Here is a 26134-nt window from a genome sequence, read left to right as displayed (position 1 = left end):
TATGAAAGAAATTCAAGGACAAAGTTTCCTACAAAATCATCCTTGTTACAATAAGGCCGCTTCTGCTAATTGGGGTCGTCTACATTTACCAGTAGCGCCGAATTGTAATATTCAATGTAATTATTGTAATCGTAAGTACGACTGTGCGAATGAAAATAGACCAGGCGTGACGCAACATGTATATACGCCACAAGAGGCAGCTGCCTTTGTGCGCAAGGTGTTTGATGCTCGTCAGGATATCTCTGTAGTAGGTATTGCAGGTCCTGGGGATCCTATGTGTGATGCAGACAAGACACTTGAAACCTTCCGCCTCGTGAAAAAGGATTTTCCTCATGTCATGCTTTGTTTATCTAGTAATGGTTTGGCAGTGCCTGATTATGTTAATGACATTGCTGACTTAGGAATTACGCATGTAACGATTACGGCTAATGCTATTGATCTAGAGATTGCAAAAAATGTATATTCCATGGTTCGCTATGAGGGTAATATCTACAAAGGAATCGATGGGGCCCGTATTTTATTAGAGCGTCAGGCTGAAAGTATCCGAAAACTAAAGGAAAAGAATATCATTGTTAAGATTAATACTGTAGTAGTGCCTGATGTAAATATGGACCATGTGCCAGCAATCGCTAAACAAGCAGAAGCTTGGGGTGTCGATTTGATGAACTGTATTGCTATGATTCCAGTTCACGATACGGTCTTTGAAAATCACCGAGGCCCAACTTTAGAAGAAATCGATAACATGCGTCAATTTATTGGTCACTATGTGCCGCAAATGACACACTGCAAACGCTGTAGAGCTGATGCTATCGGTCGTTTATGCGAAGCGTAGAAGCATAAAAGGCTATATACCGAAGTATATAGCCTTAATGGTTATGTATTATTTAGTATTTTTAACGATTTTATGTAGAGCAGATAATGCAGATTCCACATTTTTATGTGTGTTGGCATAGCCAAAGGAGAAGCGTACTGTTCCTTCTGGATAGGTTCCTAGCGTTTGGTGTGCTCGCGGGGCACAGTGGAGTCCAACGCGCGTCATGATGTGATAGGTTGATTCTAGTTCGTAAGCAACGCTCGCAACATCAGCTCCATCAATTGTAATCGATACGGCAGCAGTTCTGTTCTGAACATCTTGCTTGCCAATGATGTTAATGCCATCTATCGGTCGTAATCCTTCGAGGAAGGCTTCTGTCAAAGCGAGCTCGTGGTTGTGAATGCTTTCCATACCCTTCGACTCAATAAAGGTGAGACCTTTGTTGAGACCTATGATACCTGGTAGGTTTAATGTGCCTGATTCAAAGGCGTCGGGCATATTAGTAGGCATTGTTTCCAAATGTGAGAAACTACCTGTACCACCAGTAATAAGAGGGGTTAAGGTTTGAGCCATTTCTTTGGTCAAGATCATGCCACCAATACCTTGGGGTCCCAATAATCCTTTGTGACCTGTAAAGCAGAGGGCATCTATTTGAGATTCTTTTACATCGATAGGTATGACACCAGCCGTTTGTGCTGCGTCTACAATAAAATGTAGATTATGCTCTTTGCAGAGTATACCGATTTCTTTAATGGGTTGTATGGTTCCACATACATTGGACGCGTGATTAATAATTATAGCTACTGTATTTGGACGAATGAGTGACTCAATAGCGTCTAATTTGATAGAACCTGTAGTATCACAAGGGATAGTATCAAAGGTAATATCTTCATTGAGTAGCTGTGTGAGCGGTCTCATGACAGCATTATGCTCCATAGAGCTAACGAGTACGTGATCACCGGATTTCAATAGGCCTTTGATAACCATGTTTAAGCTCATCGTCACATTTTGTGTAAAGATGACATGTGATGGATCATGGCTGTTGAATACGTTGTTTAGTCGTTGTCTTGTTGTATAGATAATATCCTCTACATCATAGGCGAGGGCATAGGAGCCACGGTTGATGTTGATACCGTAGTTCGTTAAATAGTCTGACATGGCATTAGCCACATTTGGAGCTTTGGGAAATGTGGTGCTCGCATTATCTAAATAGATATACTTCATAGGTAATCTCCATGAATAACAAGATGTATTTATGGTTATTATATCATGAGTATTGTGCTTGATCGGGTAGGAGCACATACTTATATAGTTTTAGTTCTTGTAGTTTGAAAGGAGTTTATTATGAGTGGGTCTCATGAAAAAAGAAATTTAATTATTGCAGGCCTTATAATTGGTGTTATTGCAGGTTTTCTCGTATTAGCCGGAAATCCAGGTAACATGGGCTTCTGTATTGCTTGCTTTGTTCGTGACACCGTAGGTGCTCTTGGTCTACATCGTGCTGCACCGGTACAGTACATTCGTCCAGAAGTTATCGGTCTTATTTTAGGGGCCTATGTATTGTCCATGATTCGTGGCGAACACCAAAGTAAAGGTGGTTCCTCTCCAATTATTCGATTTATTCTTGGTTTCTTTGTTATGATTGGTGCTTTGATGTTCCTCGGTTGCCCAATTCGTATGATTTTGCGACTTGGTGGCGGTGACTTAAATGCTTTGTTCGGTATTGCTGGTTTTGCTGGTGGTATTGGGTTCGGTACAATATTCTTGAAAAAAGGCTATTCTTTACAACGAACTTACGCATTGAGTAAGTTAGAGTCTGCTATGATGCCTGCCATCCAAGTTGGGCTATTAGTGTTAGTAGTAACTGCTCCGGCATTTATCTTCTTTAGTCAAAAAGGACCAGGCGCTATGCATGCACCTTGGTTAATTTCATTGGCAGCAGGCCTTGTGGTAGGTGGCTTATCTCAATTTAGTCGCCTTTGTACCGTTGGTGGTTTTCGGGATTTATTCTTGTTCAAAAAATCCATTCTTATCTTTGGTTATTTAGCGGTTCTCATTGGTGTATTCGTTGTGAATATTAGCTTTGGTAATTTCCATCTTGGCTTTGAAAACCAACCAATTGCACATACAGATGGATTGTGGAACTTCCTAGGTATGGCGCTTGCAGGTTTCTGTAGCGTATTGCTTGGGGGCTGTCCATTACGTCAATTAATCATGACTGGTGAAGGTAATTCTGATTCCGCTGTTACAGTGCTTGGCCTTGCGGCTGGCGCAGCATTTGCTCATAATTTCGGCTTAGCTGCCTCTGGTGCTGGTCCTACACTAAATGGTGAAATTGCTGTAGGTGTTGGCTTTGTGGTAGCGTTCATTATTGCTGTACTTAATACAAAACGTTCAAATGCTTAGCCTGCAGATGGTTAACTTGGAAATGTTTAGATCATGTATGGTATGATCAACATATAGTATGAATGTATTTTACTATTTTATTCGTTATTGATAGCTAGAATTGAGTGTCTATGAAATATATTGCCACTTTTTACTCTCATTTTGGAGCGATTCGCTTCAAGCGTGAAGCCCCAGAAGGGGTAACTAATATAGAACTACGTCCTGTACCACGGAATCTTAGTTCGTCCTGTGGAACGAGTGCTTCCTTTGAGGCTGATGAAAGTTTTACTTTCACGGAGGATCCTACAGAGGAAATTGAACAAATAGTGGCTGTTACAGTTGAAGGTTATAGAACTATATTTGAAAGCTCAAATGAGTAAATTATATAGACTGTTTGGTTCAGTATTGCTGCATAGTTGGTATGATTCGAATTCTCTTTCTTAGTTTATTACGATAGCCATTAATCTCTTTGATAAAATAGTAGAAGTGCATTTTGCTGCATTGTTAAGTGTGGTTTATAAATATATAATTTTTATAGATAAATATATATAATTTCTTAAAAGATTATAGATTTTTTTCGAATAGGACTATATAAATTAGATGAAGTATTATATAATAATATCTACAGTATGTATTACAGTAGAACAGTAAAATAAATCCATTGATAATGTACGCTACTATTGCAGTATTATACAATTAGTATTAATGATAAGGGAGATTGTAAGACTTTGAAAAGAGTATTAACCTTAACATTAGCCGTGGCCATCGTTGCCGGTGGCTATATGTTTGAGGCTAATGGGGCGGGAGAACAACCTTCTAAACAGGCACCATCTATATCTGAGATAAATATATATACGCCAAAAGAGCTTAATGCACGTCAGAAAGACTTGGTTGAAATTGGCCGCTATACTGCGTCTGGTGATCAAGGTGCATTAAAGAGTGTAATTGCATCTGCTATTGAGCGAGGCACGTTGACGCCACAAGAGGTGAGTATTGCCATTCGTCAACTTTACTCTGCTGCTGGCTTGAAACAAATGAATGCTGCTTTAGCTACATTTGATCAATTACGTGATGAACGCCCTGAGTTTGGCGATGAGTACGAAAAATTGGTACCAAAGCAAACAGGACTTAGTGCTTTATTGGGGAATGGCACTAATGGGGCACCTTTAACAAAGCCGAAAGCTGAGGAAGCAAAAGAGGGGGTTCAATATAATACGTTCCGTATGAAAAAACCAAAACCTCAAAATCGTAATCGTTCACGTCTAGGTAAATTGGACCGTGAATTGGTCGCTGCGGCAGCATTAGGTACTCGAGTTGGTAAAAATAATCTTTTCACTGCAGCTGAAAAGAGTTTATCTGAACTTGGCCTAAGTCAATATCAAATTGAAAATTTAGAAGCTATGATTTTCCAATAAAATGTAGACCTATTTCTTCGGAAGTAGGTCTTTTTTTATAAGAAGTGCTTTCATAGTCGCAGTGATTCGTATTAAATACATAGAATGTAATTGACGTTTAATGTCCCCTTTTCTATAATTAATAAGATAGGTATATGACCTGTAATAATAAATATAAATAAATATAAACATATTTTTAAAAATAGATGTAAGGAATAGATGTAAGGAGAAAGTATGCGCCTTCGTAGAAAACCATGGATTGATGAAGCTATCCACGAATATGACTCTCATATTATTTTGTCTGGCCAAGAAGCGTATAAAGGCAAGTGGTGTGAATTATTTGAACATCCTGAGTACCCATTATATATGGAACTAGGGACGGGGAAAGGTCGCTTTATTGCGGGGATGTCTGAAGCGTATCCAAATGCTAACTTCGTAGGTTTTGAAGTGCAGCTGGGGGTTATTTATTATGCAGCACAAAAAATCTTTGAAGGGGAGCGGAACAATGCAAAGGTATCTTTATTTGATATCGCAGGTATTGAAGAGATAGTAGCACCAGGTGAAGTTGATCGTTTCTATATTAACTTCTGTGATCCCTGGCCTAAGGCGAAACATGCAAAACGCCGCCTTACATATCACACATTCCTCGATCGTTATGCTCGTCTTTTGAAAGATGGTGGTGAAGTCCACTTCAAGACGGATAATGAAGGATTGTTTATGTTTTCTCTCGAAGAATTCAAAGAATGTGGTTGGGAGCTTAAAAATGTAACGTATGATTTACATAGTACGGATCTTCCAAATGTAAAGACTGAATATGAAGAAAAATTTAGTGAAAAAGGTCAACCTATTTTCCGCTTAGAAGCAATTAAGCCAAAAGTACAAAAGGAGGCTTAACATGGAAACACCGAATAAGGGGGATAGTCGGTGGGGCTCACTCTTTAAAAATGACTTACAAGGTATGCTCTTACCTATTCTTCTCATTACAATTATAGGTAGTGTAAATATCTTTAGTGCTACTTATATCAGCTCTATCTATGAAAATACAGGATTATTAGGCTACTTTTTAAAGCACATGACATTCTTGCTTTTGTCTATGGCGGTAGGCGTTATTTTGTATCGTTATGATTACCGTCAGTTACAGAAGCCTCACATATTGCAAAGAATTATGATTGTTACATTAATTGGTATGATTTTGGTTCTTGTGATTGGTGCTGTCATTAATGGTGCGCGTCGTTGGATTGTTATTGGTCCTGTATCGATTCAACCTTCAGAATTTGCGAAATTAGCGGCCTTGATATGGACAGCGGCTAAATTGAGTACTATGCGAAAATGGGGAAAACCAAGGCATATTAACCCACTCATTAATTTACAAGGTTATTTTAGTGAACGTATAAGTTATATGTTGCCAATGTTAATATGGCCAACTATATTTGCAGGCTTAACAATCTTGCAACCAGATATGGGCACTACCGTATTGATTTTTGGCTTTTCATTTGTGCTCATCTATTTAGCGGGTTTTGATGGAAAATTCTTTGGCGGAGCTTTTGCGATAGCTGGATTTCTTGGCTTTATTGCAGCTCGTATGTCGCCATATCGTTGGGAACGTATTCAATCTTGGTTTGATCCTTGGCCTCATGCACAGGATATGGGGTATCAAACTGTTCAAGGCTTGTTGGCTGTAGGTTCTGGTGGCATTTTAGGCGAAGGCTTTATGCAAGGTACATCAAAGTATTTTTACTTACCAGAAGCACACACGGACTTTGCTTTTGCTGTATGGGCGCAAGAAATGGGCTTCATTGGTGCAGTGTTTGTTGTCGTTCTGATTGCAGCTTTTACCTATTTTGGGTTCCGCATTTCTAATAAGGCTCGTGATGAATTCGGGAAATGGTTAGCAATGGGAATAACATTGCTTATCAGTGGTCAGGCCTTGTTTAACATCGCCATGGTATGTGGTATCATGCCTGTAACAGGGGTACCATTACCGTTTGTTAGTTATGGCGGCTCTTCATTACTGATGAATTTCATGGCTATTGGGTTGTTGGCAAGTATTGGTCGTCGTAATGTAGAAGGTGTAAAACCAGTTGGTACAGCTGAACCATTACCATCTTTGCGTGAAGAAACACAAAGTCGTTTCAAGCCTGCTGCTACGACGCGTACTAATAAGACAAATATGCCTGGACCGTTTAAACCACAGCCTTCTAAAAAGTCGACTCGTAGACAAACTAAATTTGAACGTTAATATCTAACTTATGTATCATAAGATGAATCTGTTTGTGTAAATTCATAGAGTATATTTAAGGACTGTACTATATGAACTTAGCATCGTTATATTGTGTGTGAGGAGAAACGATGAAAGATTATATTGATATTCAAGAACGCCCATCATGGGGCCGAATGTTACCACTTAGTTTTCAACATTTATTTGCTATGTTTGGTTCTACTGTATTGGTACCATATTTGTTAAAAGTAGATCCGGCAACAGCTTTATTTATGAATGGTATCGGTACATTACTGTATTTATTTGTTTGTAAAGGTAAAATCCCTGCATATCTCGGATCTAGCTTTGCTTTCATTGCTCCTGTAGCGGGCGTATTATCTGCTGGTCTCGGTTATGAAGCCGCAAAGGGGGCCTTCGTTGTATTTGGGCTATCCTTTGTGATTTTATCTATTCTCGTTCGTTATATTGGTACGCGTTGGATCGATAAGTTATTCCCTCCAGCAGCGATGGGGGCTATCGTAGCTATTATCGGTTTGGAATTAGCGCCAGTAGCGATGAGTATGTCCGGCCTTATTGGCAATCAAGATTTAGGCATGAGCCACAGCCAAGCTATTTTTATCTCTATGTTTTCCTTAGTTGTTACCTTGCTTGGTACTGTTGTGTTCCGTGGCTTCTTAGCTGTAATCCCTGTTTTGATTGGCGTTGTTTCCGGCTATATCTTGTCTGCCTTCATGGGCGTTGTTGATTTCTCTGCTGTAGAGGCTGCTCCTTGGTTCTCTTTACCACAGTTCTATGGCATGCCTGTATTTGATATCAATGCCATTATTATGATTATGCCAGCACTCTTTGTAGTATTTGCTGAGCACGTAGGTCACTTAGTTGTAACGAGCAACATTGTATCAAAAGACTTGATGAAAGAACCCGGTTTACAACGTTCCTTACTCGGTGATGGCCTTGCAAATATTCTTTCTGGTTTCTTTGGTGCGACACCAAATACGACGTATGGTGAAAACATCGGCGTACTTGCAATTACTCGTTGCTTCAGCGTATGGGTAATCGGTGGTGCTGCAGTTCTAGCAATGATTGTGTCCTTTGTAGGTAAAGTGGCAGCTCTTATTCATGCTATTCCGGTACCTGTTATGGGTGGTGTATCTATTCTATTGTTCGGTATCATTGCAGCATCTGGCTTGCGTATGCTTGTAGAACGTAAAGTAGACTACACAAACCCTGTTAATATGATTCTTACATCTGTTATCCTTGTGGTAGGTCTTAGCGGTGCAGAACTCGCAGTTGGTCCTGTTGTATTAAAAGGGATGGGCCTTGCCACTGTAGTAGGTATGGCTATGAGCATTAGCTTGTTAATTCTTCAAAAAACAGGTGTTGGCAATGACCAATTGAAAAAAACAGAAGTATAATATCATGGCTCTTTAAAATCTTGGAATATAACCTTGAGATCATAAAGTAAATTGATTTGTACTCAGTATAATAAACGACTACTGAATCAGGTTGTACCTGCGCAAGTAGTCGTTTTTATTTAGTGTCTTTATAATTTATCCTCAATATTGTATAATGAACATATAAGTTGCATAAAATTAATTATAGAGAGGAGGGCCTATGGAGTTTTTGATATGGATGGCTATCGGTGTTTCTTTGATGGCTGTAGAACTCGTAGTACCAGGCGGTATTTTAGGTCTTATCGGTTATTGCGCATTCCTGTGGGGCGTTTATGTAGCTCTTGGGGAAGGCACAGTAGCATTGTATGCCGTGCTAGGATTAACAGCCTTGTTAATTGTCATTATCATCGTGTTCTTTAATCACTTTGAAAAGACTTGGATAGGCAAATTGTTTACCTTAGGGCAACGATCTACGACAAAAGCTGGTTATGTATCTAATGATGTATTAGAAGATTTGGCTGGCAAGGAAGGCGTAGCTCATACAACACTGCGCCCTGCAGGTATTGCTAAAATTAATGGTAATTTGGTAGATGTTGTAACCGAAGGTGACTTCATCGATGCCGGTTCACCTATTGTGGTGCTTCGCGTTGTAGGTGGCCGCAATATTGTTAGAAAGCGTGATTAAGCTTTCACAACATCGTTGTAAATAATGGAGGTTATTATGGATGTAGGTATTTTAATTTTGATTCCCATTTTGCTGATTGGTATTATGGTATTCTTATATGTTGTGCCATTAGGGCTTTGGGTATCTGCTCTAGCAGCGGGCGTTAACGTAGGTATCTTTACACTTGTAGGTATGCGCTTACGTCGTGTAAATCCATCTCAAATCGTAATGCCTTTGATTAAAGCTAATAAAGCAGGTCTTGATGTGAATGTAAATCAGTTGGAAGCTCATTACCTCGCAGGTGGTGACGTTGACCGCGTTGTAGATGCTTTGATTGCCGCTGAACGGGCATCTATTCCGTTGACCTTTGAACGTTCCGCAGCTATCGACCTCGCAGGTCGTGATGTATTGGAAGCGGTTCAAATGTCCGTTAATCCTAAGGTGATTGAAACTCCAATTATCTCTGCGGTAGCAAAAAATGGCATCGAGTTGAAAGTTCGTGCTCGTGTAACTGTACGTGCTAATATCGATCGCCTTGTTGGTGGTGCTGGTGAGGCTACAATTATTGCCCGCGTAGGTGAAGGTATCGTTACGACCGTAGGTTCTTCTGAAGAACATACAGATGTATTGGAAAATCCAGATCATATCTCCCGTACTGTATTGGGTAAGGGTCTTGATGCAGGTACTGCTTTTGAAATCTTATCCATCGATATCGCTGACGTAGACGTGGGACGTAACATCGGTGCTCAATTGCAAACTGACCAAGCCGAAGCCGATAAGAAAATCGCTCAAGCTCGTGCCGAAGAACGCCGTGCAATGGCTGTTGCTACAGAACAAGAAATGCGTGCTAAAACACAAGACATGCAAGCTAAGGTTGTGGAAGCACAAGCTGAAGTTCCTAAAGCGTTGGCAGAGGCTTTCAGAAATGGTAATCTTGGCGTTATGGATTACTACAATATGAACAATATTATTGCAGACACTAAAATGCGTGAAAACTTAGCAGATGGTGAATAGGAGTAGCTATGGACTCTATTTTGTCTTCAGTGCTATCCATCTTTTCGCATAATCCAATCTTTGTTTTAGGTATCATAGCGTACATTGCTTTTTCCATTATAAAAAATAAGAATACTGAAGAGTCTGAAGAGTATGATGAGTATGAAAGCTCTGGTGGCGGAACTTGGGAAGATATGGAGCGCGAATATGGCATCTCCATAGAACGCAAGGTAGATGAACCGTCTATGGATGATTTGTCTAAGGTTGATGACTTTTATCGGGACTCTTATGAAGATAAACCGATTGTAAATCAGCAACCAGAAGCACCATCGAAAACTATGGAGGACATACATTTCAATGAAGAGGCTGCAGCAGCTCAACGAGATATTGAAGCCTTATCAATGAAAAGTTCCAGTAGCAATCCGAGTTATACTACCAGTAAGACTCGCTTAGATAGAGAAGCTGTTACGGGACCGACCTTAAGTGAAAGACTAGCTGAGTTTAAACGAGATAAAGTAGCTAAAGAGGGGCAAGTTCTTATTGAAAATGTAGGCATTACAACTGCGCCTACTGCTCTAGCTGCGACTTCAACTCGCGGTCGTAAATCTAATCATGCTTTAAAAGAGGGCATGAAATGGTCCATCATTTTAAGTAAACCTAAAGCTCTTGAACGTAGATACCGTTAATGAAGCAATCTATTTATAAATGTATAAACTAATTATGGTTTTATTGGAACATAAATAATAATGGATTGTGCACTGATGTGGTATAGCAACCATACTGTCACATATCATAATGTGGGGCATATAATTACATATTGAAAGAGGTTCCTATTGGTCACCTATGTGACTATTAGGAACCTCTTTTTTATTGTTTTTTCCTAGTGAAACTTTCACAATAATAGGGGAAGGAGTTCATTTATAAGGAAAGGTAAAATTATGTATCGAAATGTGCGTGTTATACCAAAACAGTTGTTGCACCAATTATATATAGAGAAGCAATGGAGCGTTCGCGATGTGGCGGATTATTTTCAATGTAGTGTTGATACCATCATGCGCCGTATGAAAGCGTACGATATCGAACGGAGGCCTCTGAAGAAAGAAATCAATATGGTCCATGTACAAGCTTTGTATGAGACCGGTAAGTGGTCGCTCCATTCATTAGCAAAGCGTTATGATGTGTCTATTACGACGATGGCGAATCGCTTGAAAGAATATGGATTGGCTTGTCAGCAATCAAATAAAAACGTCTCTATAGATGTAGTACGTATATGTAGGGCTTATAAAAGTGGAAATAGTACAGATGCCATTGCTCGTATGTATGGTATATCGCGATGGAAAGTTCACCATGTATTGCGGCATATGGGAAATTGCTTACTTCCTAAAGTTCGAAAGCCTATGCGTGTAGAGGAGATGGCTTATTTATATATTCATCATCACATGAGTACAGATGACATTGGACTGGCTTATGGGATACGTGGTTCTACAGTGGCAATGTATTTGCGAGAGCAAGGTATAGAAATAAGGGCAAATACTCTTGATCTAGACGAAAATAAGATTAAAAAACTCCGTGCTCAAGGTTATGGAGTTGCAAAGATTGCACAGGCGATGGGTTGCTCTACCTCTGCTGTGCGAAAGCGTCTAGCTATGAAAAAATATATCTCTCCTTGATGTAGTGTGGTAGATACTATATACTTAAATTTATACAATGATGGGAGGAATATTATGCTCGAAATTATATCTGCTTTAACACCGTTTTTATTACTGGGCTTAGTGGCTGCTGGTTTATCTCGCCTTTCTGGGGTAGCCTTATCTATGGTTGTAGCACCAACTTTATTGATTTGGGGTGCAACTGCGGTTGACGTAATCGCCTTTATGTTGCTCTTTGTGGTGTACAACAACTTCACTATGGAAACACAAGATATTCGTTTAGATTATAAAGATCTTGTCTTATTCCCTAAATGGCGCTTGTGCATTCCCTTCATTTTGAGTTTGGTAAGCGCGTTCTTTGTTCCTGCTGCAGGCATTGCTGTTTTTATGGCTTGCTTTGTTTTAGAGTTATTGGCTACTGTGTATAAACGCATTCCTGAAAATAAACGACCTCGTTTACAGCGCGTAATAGTAGCATCGATTTTGAGTGCTGTTGCAACAGCTGTAGGTGCTTATATAGGTCCTAAAATTCCTAGTGAATTCTACTTTGTCTGTGTAGGCTTAGCCATTTTAATCGTTACGGACTTTGCATGGTATGCCGGCAAGCATAGAGATGCTTTTAGAAACGTATGGGATAGCATTTGGGCTGGTTTTAATATATTCTTAGGCATGTTTGGCATAGAGGCTTCATATTATCCAGCTGCACTTACGCGATCTATTCCAAATCCAATGGATCGCATGTTGCCTATGGTTACTGTAGTAGGTGGCTATGCAGGCCTTATGGTAGTATTCGGCTTTTATAACATTTTTTCTATACCGTCCTTGATTACGGCCATCGGTGCTGCTATAGGGATACGCCTCTTTGGTATGTATGAATTCCCTCGGAATGGCAGTTTCTCTTATTTGGCAATCGGTTTTGCCGTGGCTGCTGTAATTTGCTTGTACCTCGTATCTCCGACACCAGTTGGTTTTGATCATATTAATACCTTGGTTTCTCAACCAATTGGTCAATAATGATAGATAATGTAAATCTGTTGATATATTTTAATAAGTTCTTTAGTTGCTTTCCCATAGGAGCCAATTGGATTATAATGTGTGATGTATCTCATATATTGTATTGAAAATTAAGTTCATATTAGAATGTGAAAGGAGTTGATGCTATATGGCAGAAACAATTGAAACAAGACCATTCCCTCCATTCTTACCGAAGAAGGCAACAGTTATGATGATGGGCACATTTCCTCCAGAACAATCAAAACGTGCTATGGAATTCCATTATCCAAATTTCCAAAATGATATGTGGCGTGTTTTTGGCCTCGTATTCTTTGATGAAAAAGATCATTTTAGAAATGGTGAGGAAAAAGCGATGGATCCTGAGAAGATCAAAGCCTTTTTGTCTGAAGCTGGAATTGCATCTTGTCCTACTGTTTTGAAAGCTATTCGCGAAAAAGGGAATGCATCTGATGCATTTCTTAAGGTCGTTGAACCAGTTCCACTTGCGGACGTACTGGAGCAAATACCTGACTGTAAGCATATTGGTACAACAGGCGGCAAGGCTACGGAGATTTTATTGAGCCTTTTACCAGAAAAGGTTAAATTACCTAAAACTGGTGAAACAATTCCTTTTGTATTTAATGGTCGGGAATTGACATTGACACGTTTGCCGTCTACATCACGTGCCTATCCGTTGAGTCTACCGAAAAAGGCTGAAGCGTACAAGAATTTCTTCAAAGCTTGTGGTCTAAAAACAAAATAAATATTTAAAGTAGCACCTTTAATAGTTGGCTTTGAGTCTTTTGGTCTCATCTGTCGCTATTGAAGGTGTTTTTATATCGTAAAAATATATGAGATATTAAAATGGAAATTAATGCTTGTTTATTGTGAATATGTAGTTTGTTATAAATAAAATTGATAAGATATATAATATATTAATTCTTGTTTTTTATAATGAGAGGTTTATAATTAATCGTTGTCGCAAACTGGTTGACAATAATTTAAAAAATGGAGTTGATAATATGGATAAGGCTAAGGAGGCCTTGTGGACAAAATCCTTTGTCCTTGATACTTTGATTAATTTCTTAGTATTTTTGATTTATTATTTATTAATCGTTATTATTGCGGTTGTAGCAAAAGATAATCTTCATGCTACGGCTAGTCAAGCGGGACTTGCTGTTGGTATATATATTATTGGCACCGTTGTAGCCCGTTTGTTGGCAGGGCGGTTTATCAGTATCCTAGGATGTCGTAAGATGCTCTATTTAGGGTTATTGATTTACTTGATTTCAACAGCTATGTATTTTTACACACCTAATTTACTAATGCTTGATAGTGTTCGCTTCTTAAATGGTTTTGCTTATGGTATTACATCTACTGCTACAAGTACTATCATAGCTGCTATTATTCCTACGTCACGTCGAGGGGAAGGGATTAACTATTATGGCTTATCTACCTCTCTCGCCGCTGCAGTAGGACCATTCTTAGGTATATTGATGCTTCATAGTCTTGGTTATGATTTTATCATTGCATTCTGTGTTGTACTTATCATCCTTTGCGGTATTGGCTCTGTAATCATGAAATTTAATGAACCTAAACTTGGTATCGAATCTGAAGGACATAAGGGCATTAGAATCTCGGACTATATTGAACCACGGATGAATTCAATCAGTCTTGTTTCCATTCTAGTCGGCTTTGCTTACTCTGGCGTTATTGGCTTTATGGCGGCTTACACAAAAGATCTAGATCTTATTATGGCGGGCACTTTCTTCTTTGTTGTATATGCCGTCGTTATTACTATAACAAGACCATTGCTTGGCATTGTTTTTGATATGAAAGGGGAAAACTTCGTTCTTTATCCTTGTTTTGTATCCTTAGCACTTGGTATTTTCTTATTATCCATCGCTCACTCCACATGGCTTGTGCTTTTATCGGCTGTGTTTGTTGGCCTTGGATATGGTACATTTATGTCCAACGGACAAGCTGTTACTGTTAAGATAGTACCTGTTCATCGTATTGGTGTTGCCACATCTACATACTTCATTGCCTTGGATATGGGGCTTGGCTTTGGTCCCTATATTTTAGGTGCCGTTAAAGAGGTTGTAGGTTATGCTAGTATGTTCCATGTAACTGTTGTTGTTGCTCTCCTTGCTCTAGTTGCCTATTATTTATTATATGGCCGTTATGTGGGGACTGAGAGAGACCTCTCGTTGAAAGCTCGCGCTGAAGAAGAAGAAATTAGGAATCGTAAACATAATGGTAAGCTTGCGTAAAATGTAAAATAAAAGGACTATACGAGCCTAGGCTCGTATAGTCCTTTTTGGTTATCTAGTACTGCTTTGCTAATATTATTATTTTTCAATATTTACAATATTAACGATAACTTCAACAGCTTTTTTCATATCATCGATACATGCGAATTCATGACGACCATGTAGATTTTCTACGCCTGTAAAAATATTTGGTGTAGGAATGCCCATGAAGGAGATTTTGGATCCATCTGTACCACCGCGAATAGGATCACAAATAGGTGTAATTCCAGCTTTTTTCATTGCTGCTTTGGCTACGTTTACGCATTCCATATTGTCTTTGATGATATCGTACATGTTATAGTATTGGTCTTTTACAGAGACCTCACATACTTCACGCCCATATATTTCATTCAATGTTTGACCTGCTTGTAAGAAGAATGCTTTTTTTGCTTCGAACAATTCCTTATTATGGTCGCGGATAATATAGTTCATTTTACCGGTATCTACTTGTGTTTCCATGCTCATGAGCATAAAGAAACCTTGGCGACCACATGTGTGCTCAGGAACAGCTGCTCCTGGTAATAAAGCGTCAAATTGCATAGCTAGTTTAGCACAGTTGATCATAATGCCTTTGGCAGTACCTGTGTGAACGGATACGCCTTTGAGGGTTACTGTACCGCCAGCAGCGTTAAAGGTTTCATATTCGAGTTGGCCTAGGCTTTCACCATCGATAGTGTAAGCATAGTCTACAGGAAATTGTTTAACATCGAAGTGGTCAGCACCAGTACCGATTTCTTCATCTGGACCGAAAGCACACATGATTTTACCATGTTTAATTTCTGGGTGAGATACGAGATAGGCGAGGGCTTCCATGATTTCACAGATGCCAGCCTTGTCATCACCACCGAGGAGTGTTAGACCATCGGTTACAACTAAGGACTTGCCAATGTAATTTTTTAGGTTAGGAAAATCTGTACGACGGGTGAAGATTTGATGTTCTTCGTTAAGGCAAATATCACTACCATCATAGTTTTCTACGATACGAGGCTTAATATTTTCTGCGTTATAATCAGCTGTATCCATATGGGCAATGAAGCCGATGGAAGGAGTTTTCTCATCAGTATTAGCATTTAATGTGCCGATGACAAAACCATTTTCACGATTATAAATAACCTCATCTAATCCTATTGCTTTTAAATCGGGGACGAGCACATTCGTAGCAAAGTCTACTTGAGTTTGAGTACTAGGAATGGTTGTACTTTCCTCATTAGACCGTGTATTTATGCTCGTATAGCGTACAAAACGTTCGACCATTGATTCCATAATGAGCCTCCTCGTAAGTAAACATACGTGTTATACAGGGCAGTATACGATACCGTTACATAATAGAGATTCTTAATATACTTTCATTGTAGAACAGGGACGCCAAAAATGCAAAATAATTATTTATAGGGGGTGTATTGTTTTATTCGCATAGTGCATAGAAAACCATTGAACCATGTGTAGTACCGTGTTAGTATAAAGGTGAATAGTTATACGTTTGTACTTTTTCTGTGAGGAGGTTTTACTATGTCGGACGAGGTTCGTTCCATTCCACCCATAGAACCGGTGTTAGATCCTAAGAAAGATTACGTAGAGATTAACTCATATGTAGTCTTCTGGGGCTTGTTCTATGCGGCAGTTTTCACACTGGCTGTTGGCTATTTATGTTTGAAAATCGGTCAAACAGTAGATGCTTTTGCGCCAGTATCTGTACTTGCTATGGGTACAGCAGTTATTTTAAAGCGGCAAAATGCTTTTGCCGAAACGGTACACATTCAAGCTATCGCTAGTTCTAGTACGAACACATTAGCAGGGGCTATGTTCTTCTTGCCAGCTCTTTACATCTGGAATGTAACAGATGTATCATTTGTACAAATGGCGATTCCTATCATTCTTGGCGGCGTTTTAGGTGTTTTATTATGCGTTATGTTCCGTCGCTATTTCGTTGAGGAAATGCACTATGTGTATCCGTTCCCAAGTGGTCGTGCTGCAGCGGAAGTATTGATGAGTAATGAGGGCAGCAAAGCAAAACTTATGCTTGGCTCTGGTTTAATTGCTCTCGTGTATGACTTTATTCTTAATAGTTTGGGGTGGTGGCAAGAGGTTATTCGCACTGCTACCTTTAAGTGGGGGGCAGCTCTTGCAGATCAAACTAAGCTAACTGCAGCGGTAGATACTGATGCAGCATTGCTTGGCCTTGGTTATTTCACGGGCCTTCGCTATGCGGCTATCATTGCAGCCGGTTCTTTTTTCTCTTGGTTTGTATGTATTCCGATTGTGTACTATTTAGCACCTGAACATATCATGCAAATTGGCGGTCATGCAGTTCCATTGGGCGAGGCCCCAATTCGCAAGGTATTCCTCGATTATGTTCGTCATATTGGTATCGGCATGCTCGCTATGGCAGGCATTATTGGTTTAATTACAATGTCTAAAGTGGTAGCAAATGTTGTTAAAAATGCAGTGCTTGATATCTTTAGTTCTAAAACTGTAGATGTTAATTTGCTTCGTACACAACGTGATGTATCTACATCTTGGATTGGTGCTGGCATCTTGTTATGTACAGTTTTATTTGCAGCATATTTCCATTTTATGTATGCTGAAAGCTTCGGACAAACAATTGTAGCATTCTTAATTGTTCTTATTATGTCATTCCTATTATCTGTAGTGGGGATTAGCTCCATCGCTTATACAGGTACAGAACCAGTTTCAGGTATGACAATCTTTATGATTATTATCTCCGCTGTATGCTTAACCGCAGCAGGTATGACTGGTAAGGTCGGTATGATTGCAGTCCTCATGATGGCATCCTTTATTGGTACTACTATTGGGATGGCTGGTAACTTTATGTCTGAACTTAAGGTGGCACATATGACAGGTGCTACACCTAAGAAAATGGAACAATGGCAAATCGTTGGTACTATTCTTTGTGCCGTACTTTCTGTAGGTGTTATGATTCTTTTAAACGATGCTTATGGATTTGTAGGAGATCATGCATTAAATGCACCTCAAGCGAATGCTATGGCTGCCATCATTGAGCCAATGATGACTGGTGGTAGTGCTCAATGGCCTCTTTACATGGCTGGTGCATTATTTGCAATTATCTTGTGGATGGTAAGAGTTCCGCCGTTGGCATTTGCCTTGGGTACATACTTGCCAATGGAAATTAATACACCATTACTTATCGGAGGTTTGATTGCGTATCTTGTACAAAATAGTACAAAAGACAAAGAATTGGCAGATCTTCGCTTCTCCAAAGGTAGTACAATTGCCTCTGGTCTCGTAGCCGGTGGTGCTATTGGATCCTTGTTCAGTGCGGTACTTCGCATTGCAGGTGTTGATGTATTTGCTCAAGCTTGGGTAGAAACACCTGAAGCGACATACCTTAGTATCGTAATGTACTTGTTACTCTGTACGTTCTTGTACAAGGTAGCTATGTATATAAAAGCTAAACATGCTAAATAAATTATATACTATATATCCTAAATGAATTGAATAGCTTATTTATTCTATAAATAACCAGGAATCCTCCATTTTGGGGATGACCGCCTTTATCAAGTTTCATCTGTGCTTGGTAAAGGCGGTCTTTTTATATACTTAGGAATGTTATTTTCGATATAGCTAAAAACTATATCAATTCAATACCTATTGGTATAGTTGGATTTATTGACCCTTACTATATCGAATGTTATCATAAAACTATAATACCTTTAGAGGTATTATTTTTATTATGCTCATAAGTGTAAGTATAAATATATTAGTTGATTAAGAAGAACTCTGTTTCTAGATAGAACGGAGAGAAGTAAGGGTAATAATATGAAATTTAAGAAAATAGCAGCTCTATTAGGGGCTTTCACCATTGCTAGTAGTTTATTAATCGCAGGCTGTGGTAATGCGGGTAATAGTCAGAAGGCATGGCGCGTAGGTACTGATGCGACCTATGCACCATTTGGTTTTAAAGACAAAGATAGTGGTAAATTAGCTGGATTTGATATTGATATTATCAATGCGATTGCAAACGAAGAGGGCATAGAAGCAGATATTCAAAATCTAAACTTTGATGCGCTTTTACCAGCATTACAAAGTAATACCATCGACATCGCTATTTCGGATATGACTATTTCTGAAGAACGAGCAAAATCTGTTGACTTTAGTAAACCGTACTATATTGCAGGTAATGGTCTCGTTGTGAATATTGATAACACCAATATTAATAGCTTTAAGGATCTAGAAGGCAAGCGCATTGGTGTTTCTATTGGTTCTACTGGTGCAGAGATTGCTAGCAAGATTCCCAATGCCGATGTACGTCAGTTTAATATTATTGTCGATGCTTTCTTAGAACTACAAAATAAAGGTGTCGATGTAGTCATCAATGATACACCAGTAAACGAATATTATGTTAATGGTAAGGGCAAAGGTATCGCAAAGGTCACTGGAGAGGACTATGATGCGGCACCACTAGGTATTGCTGTGAAAAAAGGCAATACAGAGTTGCTTAACAAAATCAATGATGGTTTGGCTAAGATCAAAGCAAACGGTAAATACGCAGAAATTTATAAGAAATGGTTTGGTAAGGAGCCTCCAGCAGAGGTATTAAAATAGTTTGTAGATAGTACCAGAATGTATTATTTGATATAATATGCTAGGTAAGCCTCGTGTTATATGAGGTATGTATAGAATGGGTGATATGATGGCTAAACGAAGTGCATTTTTAGATATTATTAAGGAAAAGGGCGCCCTCGTCTTAGATGGGGCTTTAGGGACCGAATTAGAGCGTTATGGCTGTGATATTCAACATAAGTTGTGGTCTGCTAAGGTTCTCATGGATCAGCCAGATATCATTAAGAAAATACATATTTCTTATTTAGCTGCGGGTGCCGATATCATTCAAAGCTCTGGCTATCAAGCGACAGTAGCAGGCTTTAAAGGTTTAGGTTATGGCACGGAAGAAGCGATAGAGCTCGTTAAACTATCTGTTCGTTTAGCCGTGCAAGCTCGTAATGAGTTTTTAGAAGCAAAGGCGAATGGGGCACTTACATTGCGTGGGATTACGCTTGGTGAAGAGACTCCTGAGGGAATTAGATATTTTTCTGAAGGTGCATTACCTAAACCGTTGGTGGCAGCTTCTGTAGGACCTTATGGCGCTTTCTTGGCTGATGGCTCTGAATATCGTGGGTATCCTGATGTGCAAACAGAGTATCTGGAAGTATTCCATATTCCTCGATTAGCATTATTCTGTGAAGAAAACCCAGATATATTATCCTTTGAAACCATACCGTCTTATGCTGAAGCTATTGCTATCGCAAGAGCTATGTCTGATCCGTTTACATCAAAAGGTATTCCCGGGTGGATTGCTTTTTCTTGTAAGGATGGTCACCATGTTTCTAGTGGTGAAACCATCATTAAATGCGCACAAATGATTGATAAGGTCCATTCTATTACGGGGATTGGTATTAATTGTAGTAAACCTGAACATGTAGAATCTTTGATTAAAGATATTCGAACGGTTACAGATAAACCGATTACTGTATATCCTAATCTTGGTGAAAGCTATGATAGTAAAACTAAGACTTGGTTTGGAGATCCTGCATCATTTGTAGACTACGTTGAAGTATGGCGAAAAGCTGGGGCTGAAATCATTGGTGGCTGTTGTAGAACGACACCTGAGATTATCGGTGATATTGCAAAGAAAATTCACAATTAATATATGACTTTAAATATAAAAGAGACGATACATGTGTATCGTCTCTTTATTTGCAAATAAAAAAGCAGTGCATAAGCACTGCTTTTACTATGGCGGAGAGACAGGGATTTGAACCCTGGGTACGGGATAACCGCACACATGATTTCCAATCATGCTCCTTCAGCCGCTCGGACACCTCTCCATGTATTCTGTTGTGTAACAGGTACTTGTATAGTATATGAAAAAGTTAGATTTATGTCAAGCAAAAAAACAGTAGAATTATTGCATATTTACAAGGCTTTTAAAATATAGTATTTGATCTCAATAAATGGATATAAACCAAAAATCATAGCTTGGTTTTAGGCGTATAAAATGTGGTATATAAAAAGAAAAGCCGCCTAAATAGGCGGCTCTTGTATTAGAATACGTCTTTAATTTCAGCAGCTTCAATGGATGCTTTGATATCGTCTGCCATTTTTTCAATTAATGGAAGATCTTCTTCTTTCAAAGAGGATTTGATATCTAGTGGTTCGGAAACGATTTCAATGTCTTTGAAGTCATTTTCGAAATGGGAAACCATTGTTTTCATCGCAGCGGAAGCCCAAGAGTGGTTACCGATGATGGAAACCTTATGGTTTTGGAAGTTAAGGGCTTTTAATTCATGGATAAAGTTTTCCATAGTAAGGTATAGATTCAAGTTATATGTAGGTGCGATAGTTACCAAGTTAGTATATTTCCAAGCATCGGAGATGATGTAGGAAGCATTAGTTTTGGAAACATCGTAAATTTTGATATCTGTAACGCCACGTTTGGAGAGTTGTTTAGCCAATTGTTGAGCAATAGCACGAGTATTGCCATACATGGAACCAAAAGCGATAACAACACCTTTTTTCTCAGCTGTATAGCTGGACCAATGTAAGTATTTGTGTGTGATATATTGGATAGATTCAGGGGTGCGCCAGATTGGACCATGAAGTGGAGCAATCCGTTTGATATCAAGGCTAGAAATTTTGCGAAGCGCATTTTGTACTTGTGGTCCATATTTACCAACGATATTTGTATAGTAACGGCGAGCTTCTTCTTCGTATGTAGCTACGAAATCGGTTTGATCAGCAAAGATATTACCATTAACTGTACCGAATGTACCAAAAGCATCTGCAGAGAACAATGTGCCTGTAGATTTTTCGTATGTACAAGTTACTTCAGGCCAGTGAACCATAGGCATAGTGTAAGAAACCAAAGTATGTTTACCTAAACAGATTTCATCGCCTTCTTTAATTTGATGGTATTGTTCTGGTTTTGGAGTGTTATAGAATTGCTCAAACATGCGGAATGTTGTAGCATTACCTACCATTTTACAATTTGGATACCGTTCCAATGTTTCCAATAATGTTTGGCAATGATCAGGCTCCATATGGTTTACGACGATGTAATCAAGTTCACGACCATTTAAGAGGTGAGTCAAGTTGTCGAAGTACTCTTCACGAATTTCAGCATCTACAGAGTCTACCACACAAGTCTTTTCATCGTCGATGAAATAGCTGTTATAGCTAACACCATTTGGAATAGGAAATAAGTTTTCGAAACGTTCTGTTGTCCAGTCATTACTACCAATCCAGTAGATATTATGAGTCATTTTCTGAGCACAATGCATAATAAAATCCTTTCTTAACCCACACTAGGTATGTATAGCTTTACATGAGAACTCATGTCTGTAAATATAGTATCAATTTATAATACTAATATTTTCGAAAAAAATCAATATTGAAAAAGCCTACTTGAAGAAGTAGGCTTTCACATGAAAGTTCATAGTGACCAATTATTTGAAGTATTTTACACCAGATGTAAAGATTGGCATTTCTAATTGGCCAGGAATATTTTTGCTGATGCCTGCACCACAGCGTTCGGAGTGTGCCATTTTGCCGAATACGCGACCATCAGGGCTATAAATACCTTCGATAGCAGCTACAGATTGGTTAGGATTGAAGCAACTATCCATGGAGGCGATACCATCAAAGTCTACATATTGTGTAGCGATTTGGCCAGTTTTATTGAACTCTAACACTTGTTGAGGAGACGCTATAAAGCGACCTTCGCCGTGAGAAATTGGTACCGTGTAAATTTCTCCCGCTTTAGCATCACTCATCCAAGGGGACTTTGTGGAAATAACTTTCGTATTGACCATGCGAGATAAGTGACGACCAATGGTATTGTATGTCAATGTAGGATGATCTGCAGTTAACGTTTCAATATGTCCACCAGGTAATAAGCCTAACTTGATGAGCGCTTGGAAGCCGTTACAAATACCTAATACAAGGCCATCTTGTTTGTACAAGAGGTTTTCTAAACCTTCTGCAAGGTATGGGTTGCGGAAGAGGGTGGCTATGAATTTACCAGAACCATCTGGCTCATCACCGGCACTGAAACCTCCTGGGAACATAAGAATTTGAGACTCTGCTAATTTAGCTTTGATTACGTCGATAGATTCTTTTAATTGTTCTGGAGTTTGGTTGCGGATAAGCACGATATCTGTTTCTGCACCAGCCCGATCAAAGGCGCGAGCAGAGTCAAATTCACAGTTTGTGCCAGGGAATACTGGAATAAGAACTTTTGGTTTGGCACCTAGGGAGGTGCTGCGAGGTTTAGCGTGTTGATCATGAATGTAAGCGACTGCTTCACCAAAGCCGTTTGGTGCATGCATAGGGAAGATATCGTTTAGAGGTGCTTCATAAGCAGCTTGTATTTCTTTGAGAGAAACAGATTGTCCTTCCCATTCGATAACAGGTGTGGCTTGGGTTACACCGATAACCTTCACATCAGGTAATTCTAAAAGATAATTAACAGCCGTAATATCTACTTCAACGATGAAGGAACCAAGGGCTGGTTGGAAGATACCACGTTCAGCGTATTTATCGAATTTAACACCAATATTGTTGCCAAGGGCCATTTTAGTGACTGCTTCAGGAATGCCGCCTTGATCAACTACATAAGCAGAGTATACGCGACCTTTTTCAATTTGTTCTTGTAGTATATCGCAGTTTTCTTTGAATCGATCCCAATCAGGGGTGTCATCGTATGTACGAGGTACATCGAAGAATACGAGTCGGTGATCTACGCCTTTAAGGTCTTGGCTCACAATATTATCTACATGAGCTGTACCAACCGCAAAGGATACGAGAGTAGGGGGAACGGTAAGATCCATAAATGTACCGCTCATAGAGTCCTTGCCGCCGATAGCGCCGATTTCAAGTTCTTTTTGTGCTTTATAAGCACCAAGTAAAGCTGCTACTGGCTTACCCCAAGATTCTTTGGAGTTGAGGCGTTCAAAATATTCTTGTAATGTTAAGTATGCGTCTTCTCGGCGACCGCCAAGAGCTACTAATTTTGCTACAGATAAAAGCACTGCATATTGCGCACCATGATAAGGGCTCCATGTAGATAACTCAGGCACAAAACCGTGAGTCATAATACTAGCCGTTGTAGTTTCACCGTTTAGAACCGGTAATTTAGCAACCATGCCTTGGGTAGGCGTTTTTTGGAATTTGCCACCGAATGGCATGAGAACCGTATTGGCGCCCACAGTGCTGTCAAAGCGTTCCGCTAAGCCTTGTTGGGATGCTGCATTTAAATCGGATACGGCTGCGAGCCATTTTTCCTTGAAGTTATCTGCACTAGCAGAACCGCGCAAGAAGTAAGAACGATCTGTAGGAGCTTTTACGATAGCTTCTTGTTGTTGACTTGCACCATTTGTATTTAAAAAGTCGCGGCTAATATCTACAATTGTTTCGCCATTCCAGTTCATAACAAGGCGATTTGTATCAGTTACCTTAGCTACAACTGTGCACTCCAAGTTTTCTTCGTCGCAGTATGCTTTGAATGCCTCTACATCAGAAGCAGCGATAACACAGGCCATGCGCTCTTGGGATTCAGAGATGGCTAACTCTGTACCATCGAGGCCAGCATATTTTTTAGGGACTAAGTCGAGATTGATTGATACACCATCAGTTAGTTCACCGATAGCGACAGATACACCGCCTGCACCAAAGTCATTACAACGTTTGATAAGTGTCGTTACTTCGCCACGACGGAATAAACGTTGGATTTTACGCTCTGTAAGAGCATTGCCTTTTTGGACTTCTGCACCGCATGTGGATAGAGAGTCAACGGTATGTTCTTTAGAGGAACCTGTAGCGCCACCACAGCCATCACGGCCAGTTTTACCACCTAGCAATACTACCACATCGCCTGCAACTGGTACCTCACGGCGAACTTGGTTGCGAGGTGCAGCACCGATAACTGCGCCGATTTCCATGCGCTTTGCTACGTAGCCAGGATGGTAATATTCTTTTACTTCACCTGTAGCAAGGCCGATTTGGTTGCCGTAAGAGGAGTAACCACGAGCTGCTTCTTGGGTGATCTTTCTTTGTGGTAATTTGCCTTCCAATGTATCTTCAAGTTTTGTATGTGGATCGCCAGAGCCTGTGATGCGCATAGCTTGGTATACATAAGCGCGACCGCTCAATGGGTCGCGAATACAGCCACCTAAACAGGTAGCTGCGCCACCAAATGGTTCGATTTCGGTAGGGTGGTTATGGGTTTCGTTTTTGAACAATAATAACCATTCTTCGGCTTTGCCGTTTACATCGACAGGTACGATAATGGTACATGCATTGATTTCATCGGATTCATCGAGATTTGTTAGGCTGCCAGCGTGGCGTAATTCTTTTACCGCCGATGTAGCCATGTCCATGAGGGAGCGAGCTTTTTTCTTAGTCGTGTAGAGCTCAGCACGGCCTTCCATATATTCTTCGAAGGCTCCCTTTATAGAACCGGTGAAGCGGCTGTCTTCAATGGTAATATCTGTTAACTCAGTCATAAAGGTAGTGTGACGGCAATGGTCAGACCAATATGTATCGAAGAGGCGAATTTCTGTAATCGTAGGATCGCGGTGCTCCACCTCTGCGTATTGATGTCTAATCATTTGAAGGTCTGCCAATGTCATAGCAAGGCCATAGTTTTTGATGAGGGCTTCTAGATCATCATCGCTCATCATAGTAAAGCCATTGATTGTTGCCACCGGTTTTGGATCTTCTAAATCGAGAGCTAAGGTGTTTGGTACGTCAAGGCTCGCTTCTCGGGAATCAACAGGGTTAATGTAGTAGGCCTTGATGGTATTTTCTTGTTCTTTTGTAAAGGTGCCGTCGATAGCATATACGCGAGCACAACGCACGATGTGGCCGGATGTAAGGGTGAGCATAGAAATACATTGCTCTGCGCTATCAGCACGTTGATCGTATTGACCTGGCACATATTCAACAGCAAATACAAAGCCTTGTACATTTGGAATTTCTTCTAATACAGTATCTACAGGAGGTTCAGAAAAAATTAAATTTTTAGCAGACTCTAGATCTTTTGCATCTAAATTTTCGATGTCGTATCGCTCATAGATAGTCACAGCTGTAGCAGGCATAGATAATTCCTGTTGTAAGGTTTGTAACATGCGTTGCGCTTCTAGGTTGAAAGATTCTCGTTTTGTTACGAATAATCGTTGTATAGCCATTGTAGCCTCCTGTAATGTATATAATTCCCTATGGGATATTGACAAATTAAGTATAGTCGGTCTAGACTTATAAGTAAAGATAATCTTACTAAT

At 39.7% G+C, this 26134-nt stretch carries 21 protein-coding genes and 1 tRNA gene; 17 read left to right on the top strand and 5 right to left on the bottom strand.

The genetic code is table 11. The features are described from left to right. Position 1: 1 nt before the first annotated feature. On the top strand, positions 2–832 hold the full coding sequence (locus AAAT26_RS04525; RefSeq protein WP_349208923.1) for a radical SAM protein: 831 nt from the start codon (positions 2–4) through the stop codon (positions 830–832). Positions 833–880: 48 nt separating this feature from the next. Here AAAT26_RS04525 and AAAT26_RS04520 read toward each other — a convergent pair whose 3' ends face one another. Next, complete coding sequence (locus AAAT26_RS04520) at positions 881–2038, bottom strand: aminotransferase class V-fold PLP-dependent enzyme (protein ID WP_349208922.1); 1158 nt, start codon at positions 2036–2038, stop codon at positions 881–883. A gap of 120 nt (positions 2039–2158) precedes the next feature. Between AAAT26_RS04520 and yedE the strand changes: the two genes are divergently transcribed. The 13 genes from yedE (at position 2159) to AAAT26_RS04455 (ending at position 14777) form a co-directional block, all read left to right on the top strand. After that, positions 2159–3220, top strand: a complete 1062-nt coding sequence (yedE, locus tag AAAT26_RS04515; RefSeq protein WP_077708096.1) for a YedE family putative selenium transporter — start codon at positions 2159–2161, stop codon at positions 3218–3220. A 110-nt stretch (positions 3221–3330) separates the two neighbouring features. Beyond that, a complete protein-coding gene (locus AAAT26_RS04510; RefSeq protein WP_004693778.1) occupies positions 3331–3579 on the top strand; it encodes a putative Se/S carrier protein in 249 nt (82 codons plus the stop codon). A gap of 348 nt (positions 3580–3927) precedes the next feature. Beyond that, positions 3928–4614 (top strand): carboxymuconolactone decarboxylase family protein, encoded by a 687-nt coding sequence (locus AAAT26_RS04505; RefSeq protein ID WP_004697971.1) that lies wholly within the window; start codon positions 3928–3930, stop codon positions 4612–4614. Between the two features lie 213 nt (positions 4615–4827). Further along, a complete protein-coding gene (gene trmB, locus AAAT26_RS04500) occupies positions 4828–5487 on the top strand; it encodes a tRNA (guanosine(46)-N7)-methyltransferase TrmB (RefSeq protein WP_004697974.1) in 660 nt (219 codons plus the stop codon). Position 5488: 1 nt separating this feature from the next. Then, complete coding sequence (locus AAAT26_RS04495; protein ID WP_349208921.1) at positions 5489–6832, top strand: FtsW/RodA/SpoVE family cell cycle protein; 1344 nt, start codon at positions 5489–5491, stop codon at positions 6830–6832. 110 nt (positions 6833–6942) lie between these two features. Next, positions 6943–8226 (top strand): uracil permease, encoded by a 1284-nt coding sequence (gene uraA, locus AAAT26_RS04490; RefSeq protein WP_349208920.1) that lies wholly within the window; start codon positions 6943–6945, stop codon positions 8224–8226. Between the two features lie 199 nt (positions 8227–8425). After that, on the top strand, positions 8426–8890 hold the full coding sequence (locus tag AAAT26_RS04485) for an NfeD family protein (protein WP_004693763.1): 465 nt from the start codon (positions 8426–8428) through the stop codon (positions 8888–8890). A 36-nt stretch (positions 8891–8926) separates the two neighbouring features. Further along, positions 8927–9883: a flotillin-like protein FloA gene (gene floA / locus AAAT26_RS04480; protein WP_004693762.1), complete on the top strand. Its 957-nt coding sequence runs from the start codon at positions 8927–8929 to the stop codon at positions 9881–9883. Positions 9884–9891: 8 nt separating this feature from the next. Continuing rightward, complete coding sequence (locus AAAT26_RS04475; RefSeq protein WP_195394449.1) at positions 9892–10548, top strand: hypothetical protein; 657 nt, start codon at positions 9892–9894, stop codon at positions 10546–10548. A 252-nt stretch (positions 10549–10800) separates the two neighbouring features. Continuing rightward, complete coding sequence (locus AAAT26_RS04470; RefSeq protein WP_278618487.1) at positions 10801–11532, top strand: sortase; 732 nt, start codon at positions 10801–10803, stop codon at positions 11530–11532. Between the two features lie 54 nt (positions 11533–11586). Further along, positions 11587–12525, top strand: coding sequence for a hypothetical protein (locus AAAT26_RS04465; RefSeq protein ID WP_316073179.1), 939 nt, complete (start codon positions 11587–11589; stop codon positions 12523–12525). 148 nt (positions 12526–12673) lie between these two features. Then, positions 12674–13267 carry a DNA glycosylase gene (locus AAAT26_RS04460; RefSeq protein ID WP_008602839.1) on the top strand — a complete coding sequence of 198 codons (594 nt, stop codon included), beginning with the start codon at positions 12674–12676 and terminating at the stop codon, positions 13265–13267. Between the two features lie 223 nt (positions 13268–13490). Beyond that, positions 13491–14777, top strand: coding sequence for an MFS transporter (locus AAAT26_RS04455; RefSeq protein ID WP_332057514.1), 1287 nt, complete (start codon positions 13491–13493; stop codon positions 14775–14777). Positions 14778–14855: 78 nt separating this feature from the next. Here the strand turns inward: AAAT26_RS04455 and pepT are convergent, their stop codons facing one another. Continuing rightward, the gene (gene pepT / locus AAAT26_RS04450; RefSeq protein WP_156697147.1) at positions 14856–16079 is read right to left on the bottom strand and encodes a peptidase T; all 1224 of its coding nucleotides are present in this window, start codon (positions 16077–16079) and stop codon (positions 14856–14858) included. A 246-nt stretch (positions 16080–16325) separates the two neighbouring features. Between pepT and AAAT26_RS04445 the strand changes: the two genes are divergently transcribed. From AAAT26_RS04445 to mmuM, 3 genes are all read left to right on the top strand, one after another. After that, positions 16326–18263, top strand: a complete 1938-nt coding sequence (locus tag AAAT26_RS04445; protein ID WP_349208919.1) for an OPT family oligopeptide transporter — start codon at positions 16326–16328, stop codon at positions 18261–18263. A 351-nt stretch (positions 18264–18614) separates the two neighbouring features. After that, positions 18615–19400 carry a basic amino acid ABC transporter substrate-binding protein gene (locus tag AAAT26_RS04440; protein ID WP_038125788.1) on the top strand — a complete coding sequence of 262 codons (786 nt, stop codon included), beginning with the start codon at positions 18615–18617 and terminating at the stop codon, positions 19398–19400. A 76-nt stretch (positions 19401–19476) separates the two neighbouring features. Next, positions 19477–20502: a homocysteine S-methyltransferase gene (mmuM, locus tag AAAT26_RS04435; RefSeq protein ID WP_349208990.1), complete on the top strand. Its 1026-nt coding sequence runs from the start codon at positions 19477–19479 to the stop codon at positions 20500–20502. Between the two features lie 90 nt (positions 20503–20592). On the opposite strand, the gene AAAT26_RS04430 is transcribed toward mmuM, so the two are convergent. The 3 genes from AAAT26_RS04430 to AAAT26_RS04420 all read right to left on the bottom strand — a co-directional run bounded on the left by AAAT26_RS04430 (position 20593) and on the right by AAAT26_RS04420 (position 26041). After that, positions 20593–20683, bottom strand: a tRNA-Ser gene (locus tag AAAT26_RS04430). 216 nt (positions 20684–20899) lie between these two features. Continuing rightward, a complete protein-coding gene (locus tag AAAT26_RS04425; protein WP_004697979.1) occupies positions 20900–22135 on the bottom strand; it encodes an FprA family A-type flavoprotein in 1236 nt (411 codons plus the stop codon). Positions 22136–22300: 165 nt separating this feature from the next. Next, a complete protein-coding gene (locus tag AAAT26_RS04420) occupies positions 22301–26041 on the bottom strand; it encodes a phosphoribosylformylglycinamidine synthase (RefSeq protein WP_349208918.1) in 3741 nt (1246 codons plus the stop codon). Positions 26042–26134: the final 93 nt, after the last annotated feature.

The organism is Veillonella parvula, from assembly GCF_040094895.1.
Classification (GTDB): domain Bacteria; phylum Bacillota; class Negativicutes; order Veillonellales; family Veillonellaceae; genus Veillonella; species Veillonella parvula_L.
Note: the sequence above shows the minus strand (reverse complement) of the source record. Positions and strands in the feature narration are given on the sequence as shown.

Excerpts from the sequence above, each read along its gene's own strand:
- yedE (WP_077708096.1), top strand. The coding sequence starts at position 2,159 with ATGAGTGGGTCTCATGAAAAAAGAAATTTAATTATTGCAGGCCTTATA.
- floA (WP_004693762.1), top strand. The coding sequence starts at position 8,927 with ATGGATGTAGGTATTTTAATTTTGATTCCCATTTTGCTGATTGGTATT.
- pepT (WP_156697147.1), bottom strand. The coding sequence starts at position 16,079 with ATGGAATCAATGGTCGAACGTTTTGTACGCTATACGAGCATAAATACA.
- AAAT26_RS04460 (WP_008602839.1), top strand. The coding sequence starts at position 12,674 with ATGGCAGAAACAATTGAAACAAGACCATTCCCTCCATTCTTACCGAAG.
- AAAT26_RS04520 (WP_349208922.1), bottom strand. The coding sequence starts at position 2,038 with ATGAAGTATATCTATTTAGATAATGCGAGCACCACATTTCCCAAAGCT.
- AAAT26_RS04495 (WP_349208921.1), top strand. The coding sequence starts at position 5,489 with ATGGAAACACCGAATAAGGGGGATAGTCGGTGGGGCTCACTCTTTAAA.
- AAAT26_RS04445 (WP_349208919.1), top strand. The coding sequence starts at position 16,326 with ATGTCGGACGAGGTTCGTTCCATTCCACCCATAGAACCGGTGTTAGAT.
- trmB (WP_004697974.1), top strand. The coding sequence starts at position 4,828 with ATGCGCCTTCGTAGAAAACCATGGATTGATGAAGCTATCCACGAATAT.
- AAAT26_RS04470 (WP_278618487.1), top strand. The coding sequence starts at position 10,801 with ATGTATCGAAATGTGCGTGTTATACCAAAACAGTTGTTGCACCAATTA.
- AAAT26_RS04525 (WP_349208923.1), top strand. The coding sequence starts at position 2 with ATGAAAGAAATTCAAGGACAAAGTTTCCTACAAAATCATCCTTGTTAC.
- AAAT26_RS04420 (WP_349208918.1), bottom strand. The coding sequence starts at position 26,041 with ATGGCTATACAACGATTATTCGTAACAAAACGAGAATCTTTCAACCTA.
- uraA (WP_349208920.1), top strand. The coding sequence starts at position 6,943 with ATGAAAGATTATATTGATATTCAAGAACGCCCATCATGGGGCCGAATG.
- AAAT26_RS04475 (WP_195394449.1), top strand. The coding sequence starts at position 9,892 with ATGGACTCTATTTTGTCTTCAGTGCTATCCATCTTTTCGCATAATCCA.
- mmuM (WP_349208990.1), top strand. The coding sequence starts at position 19,477 with ATGGGTGATATGATGGCTAAACGAAGTGCATTTTTAGATATTATTAAG.
- AAAT26_RS04425 (WP_004697979.1), bottom strand. The coding sequence starts at position 22,135 with ATGCATTGTGCTCAGAAAATGACTCATAATATCTACTGGATTGGTAGT.
- AAAT26_RS04485 (WP_004693763.1), top strand. The coding sequence starts at position 8,426 with ATGGAGTTTTTGATATGGATGGCTATCGGTGTTTCTTTGATGGCTGTA.
- AAAT26_RS04510 (WP_004693778.1), top strand. The coding sequence starts at position 3,331 with ATGAAATATATTGCCACTTTTTACTCTCATTTTGGAGCGATTCGCTTC.
- AAAT26_RS04440 (WP_038125788.1), top strand. The coding sequence starts at position 18,615 with ATGAAATTTAAGAAAATAGCAGCTCTATTAGGGGCTTTCACCATTGCT.
- AAAT26_RS04465 (WP_316073179.1), top strand. The coding sequence starts at position 11,587 with ATGCTCGAAATTATATCTGCTTTAACACCGTTTTTATTACTGGGCTTA.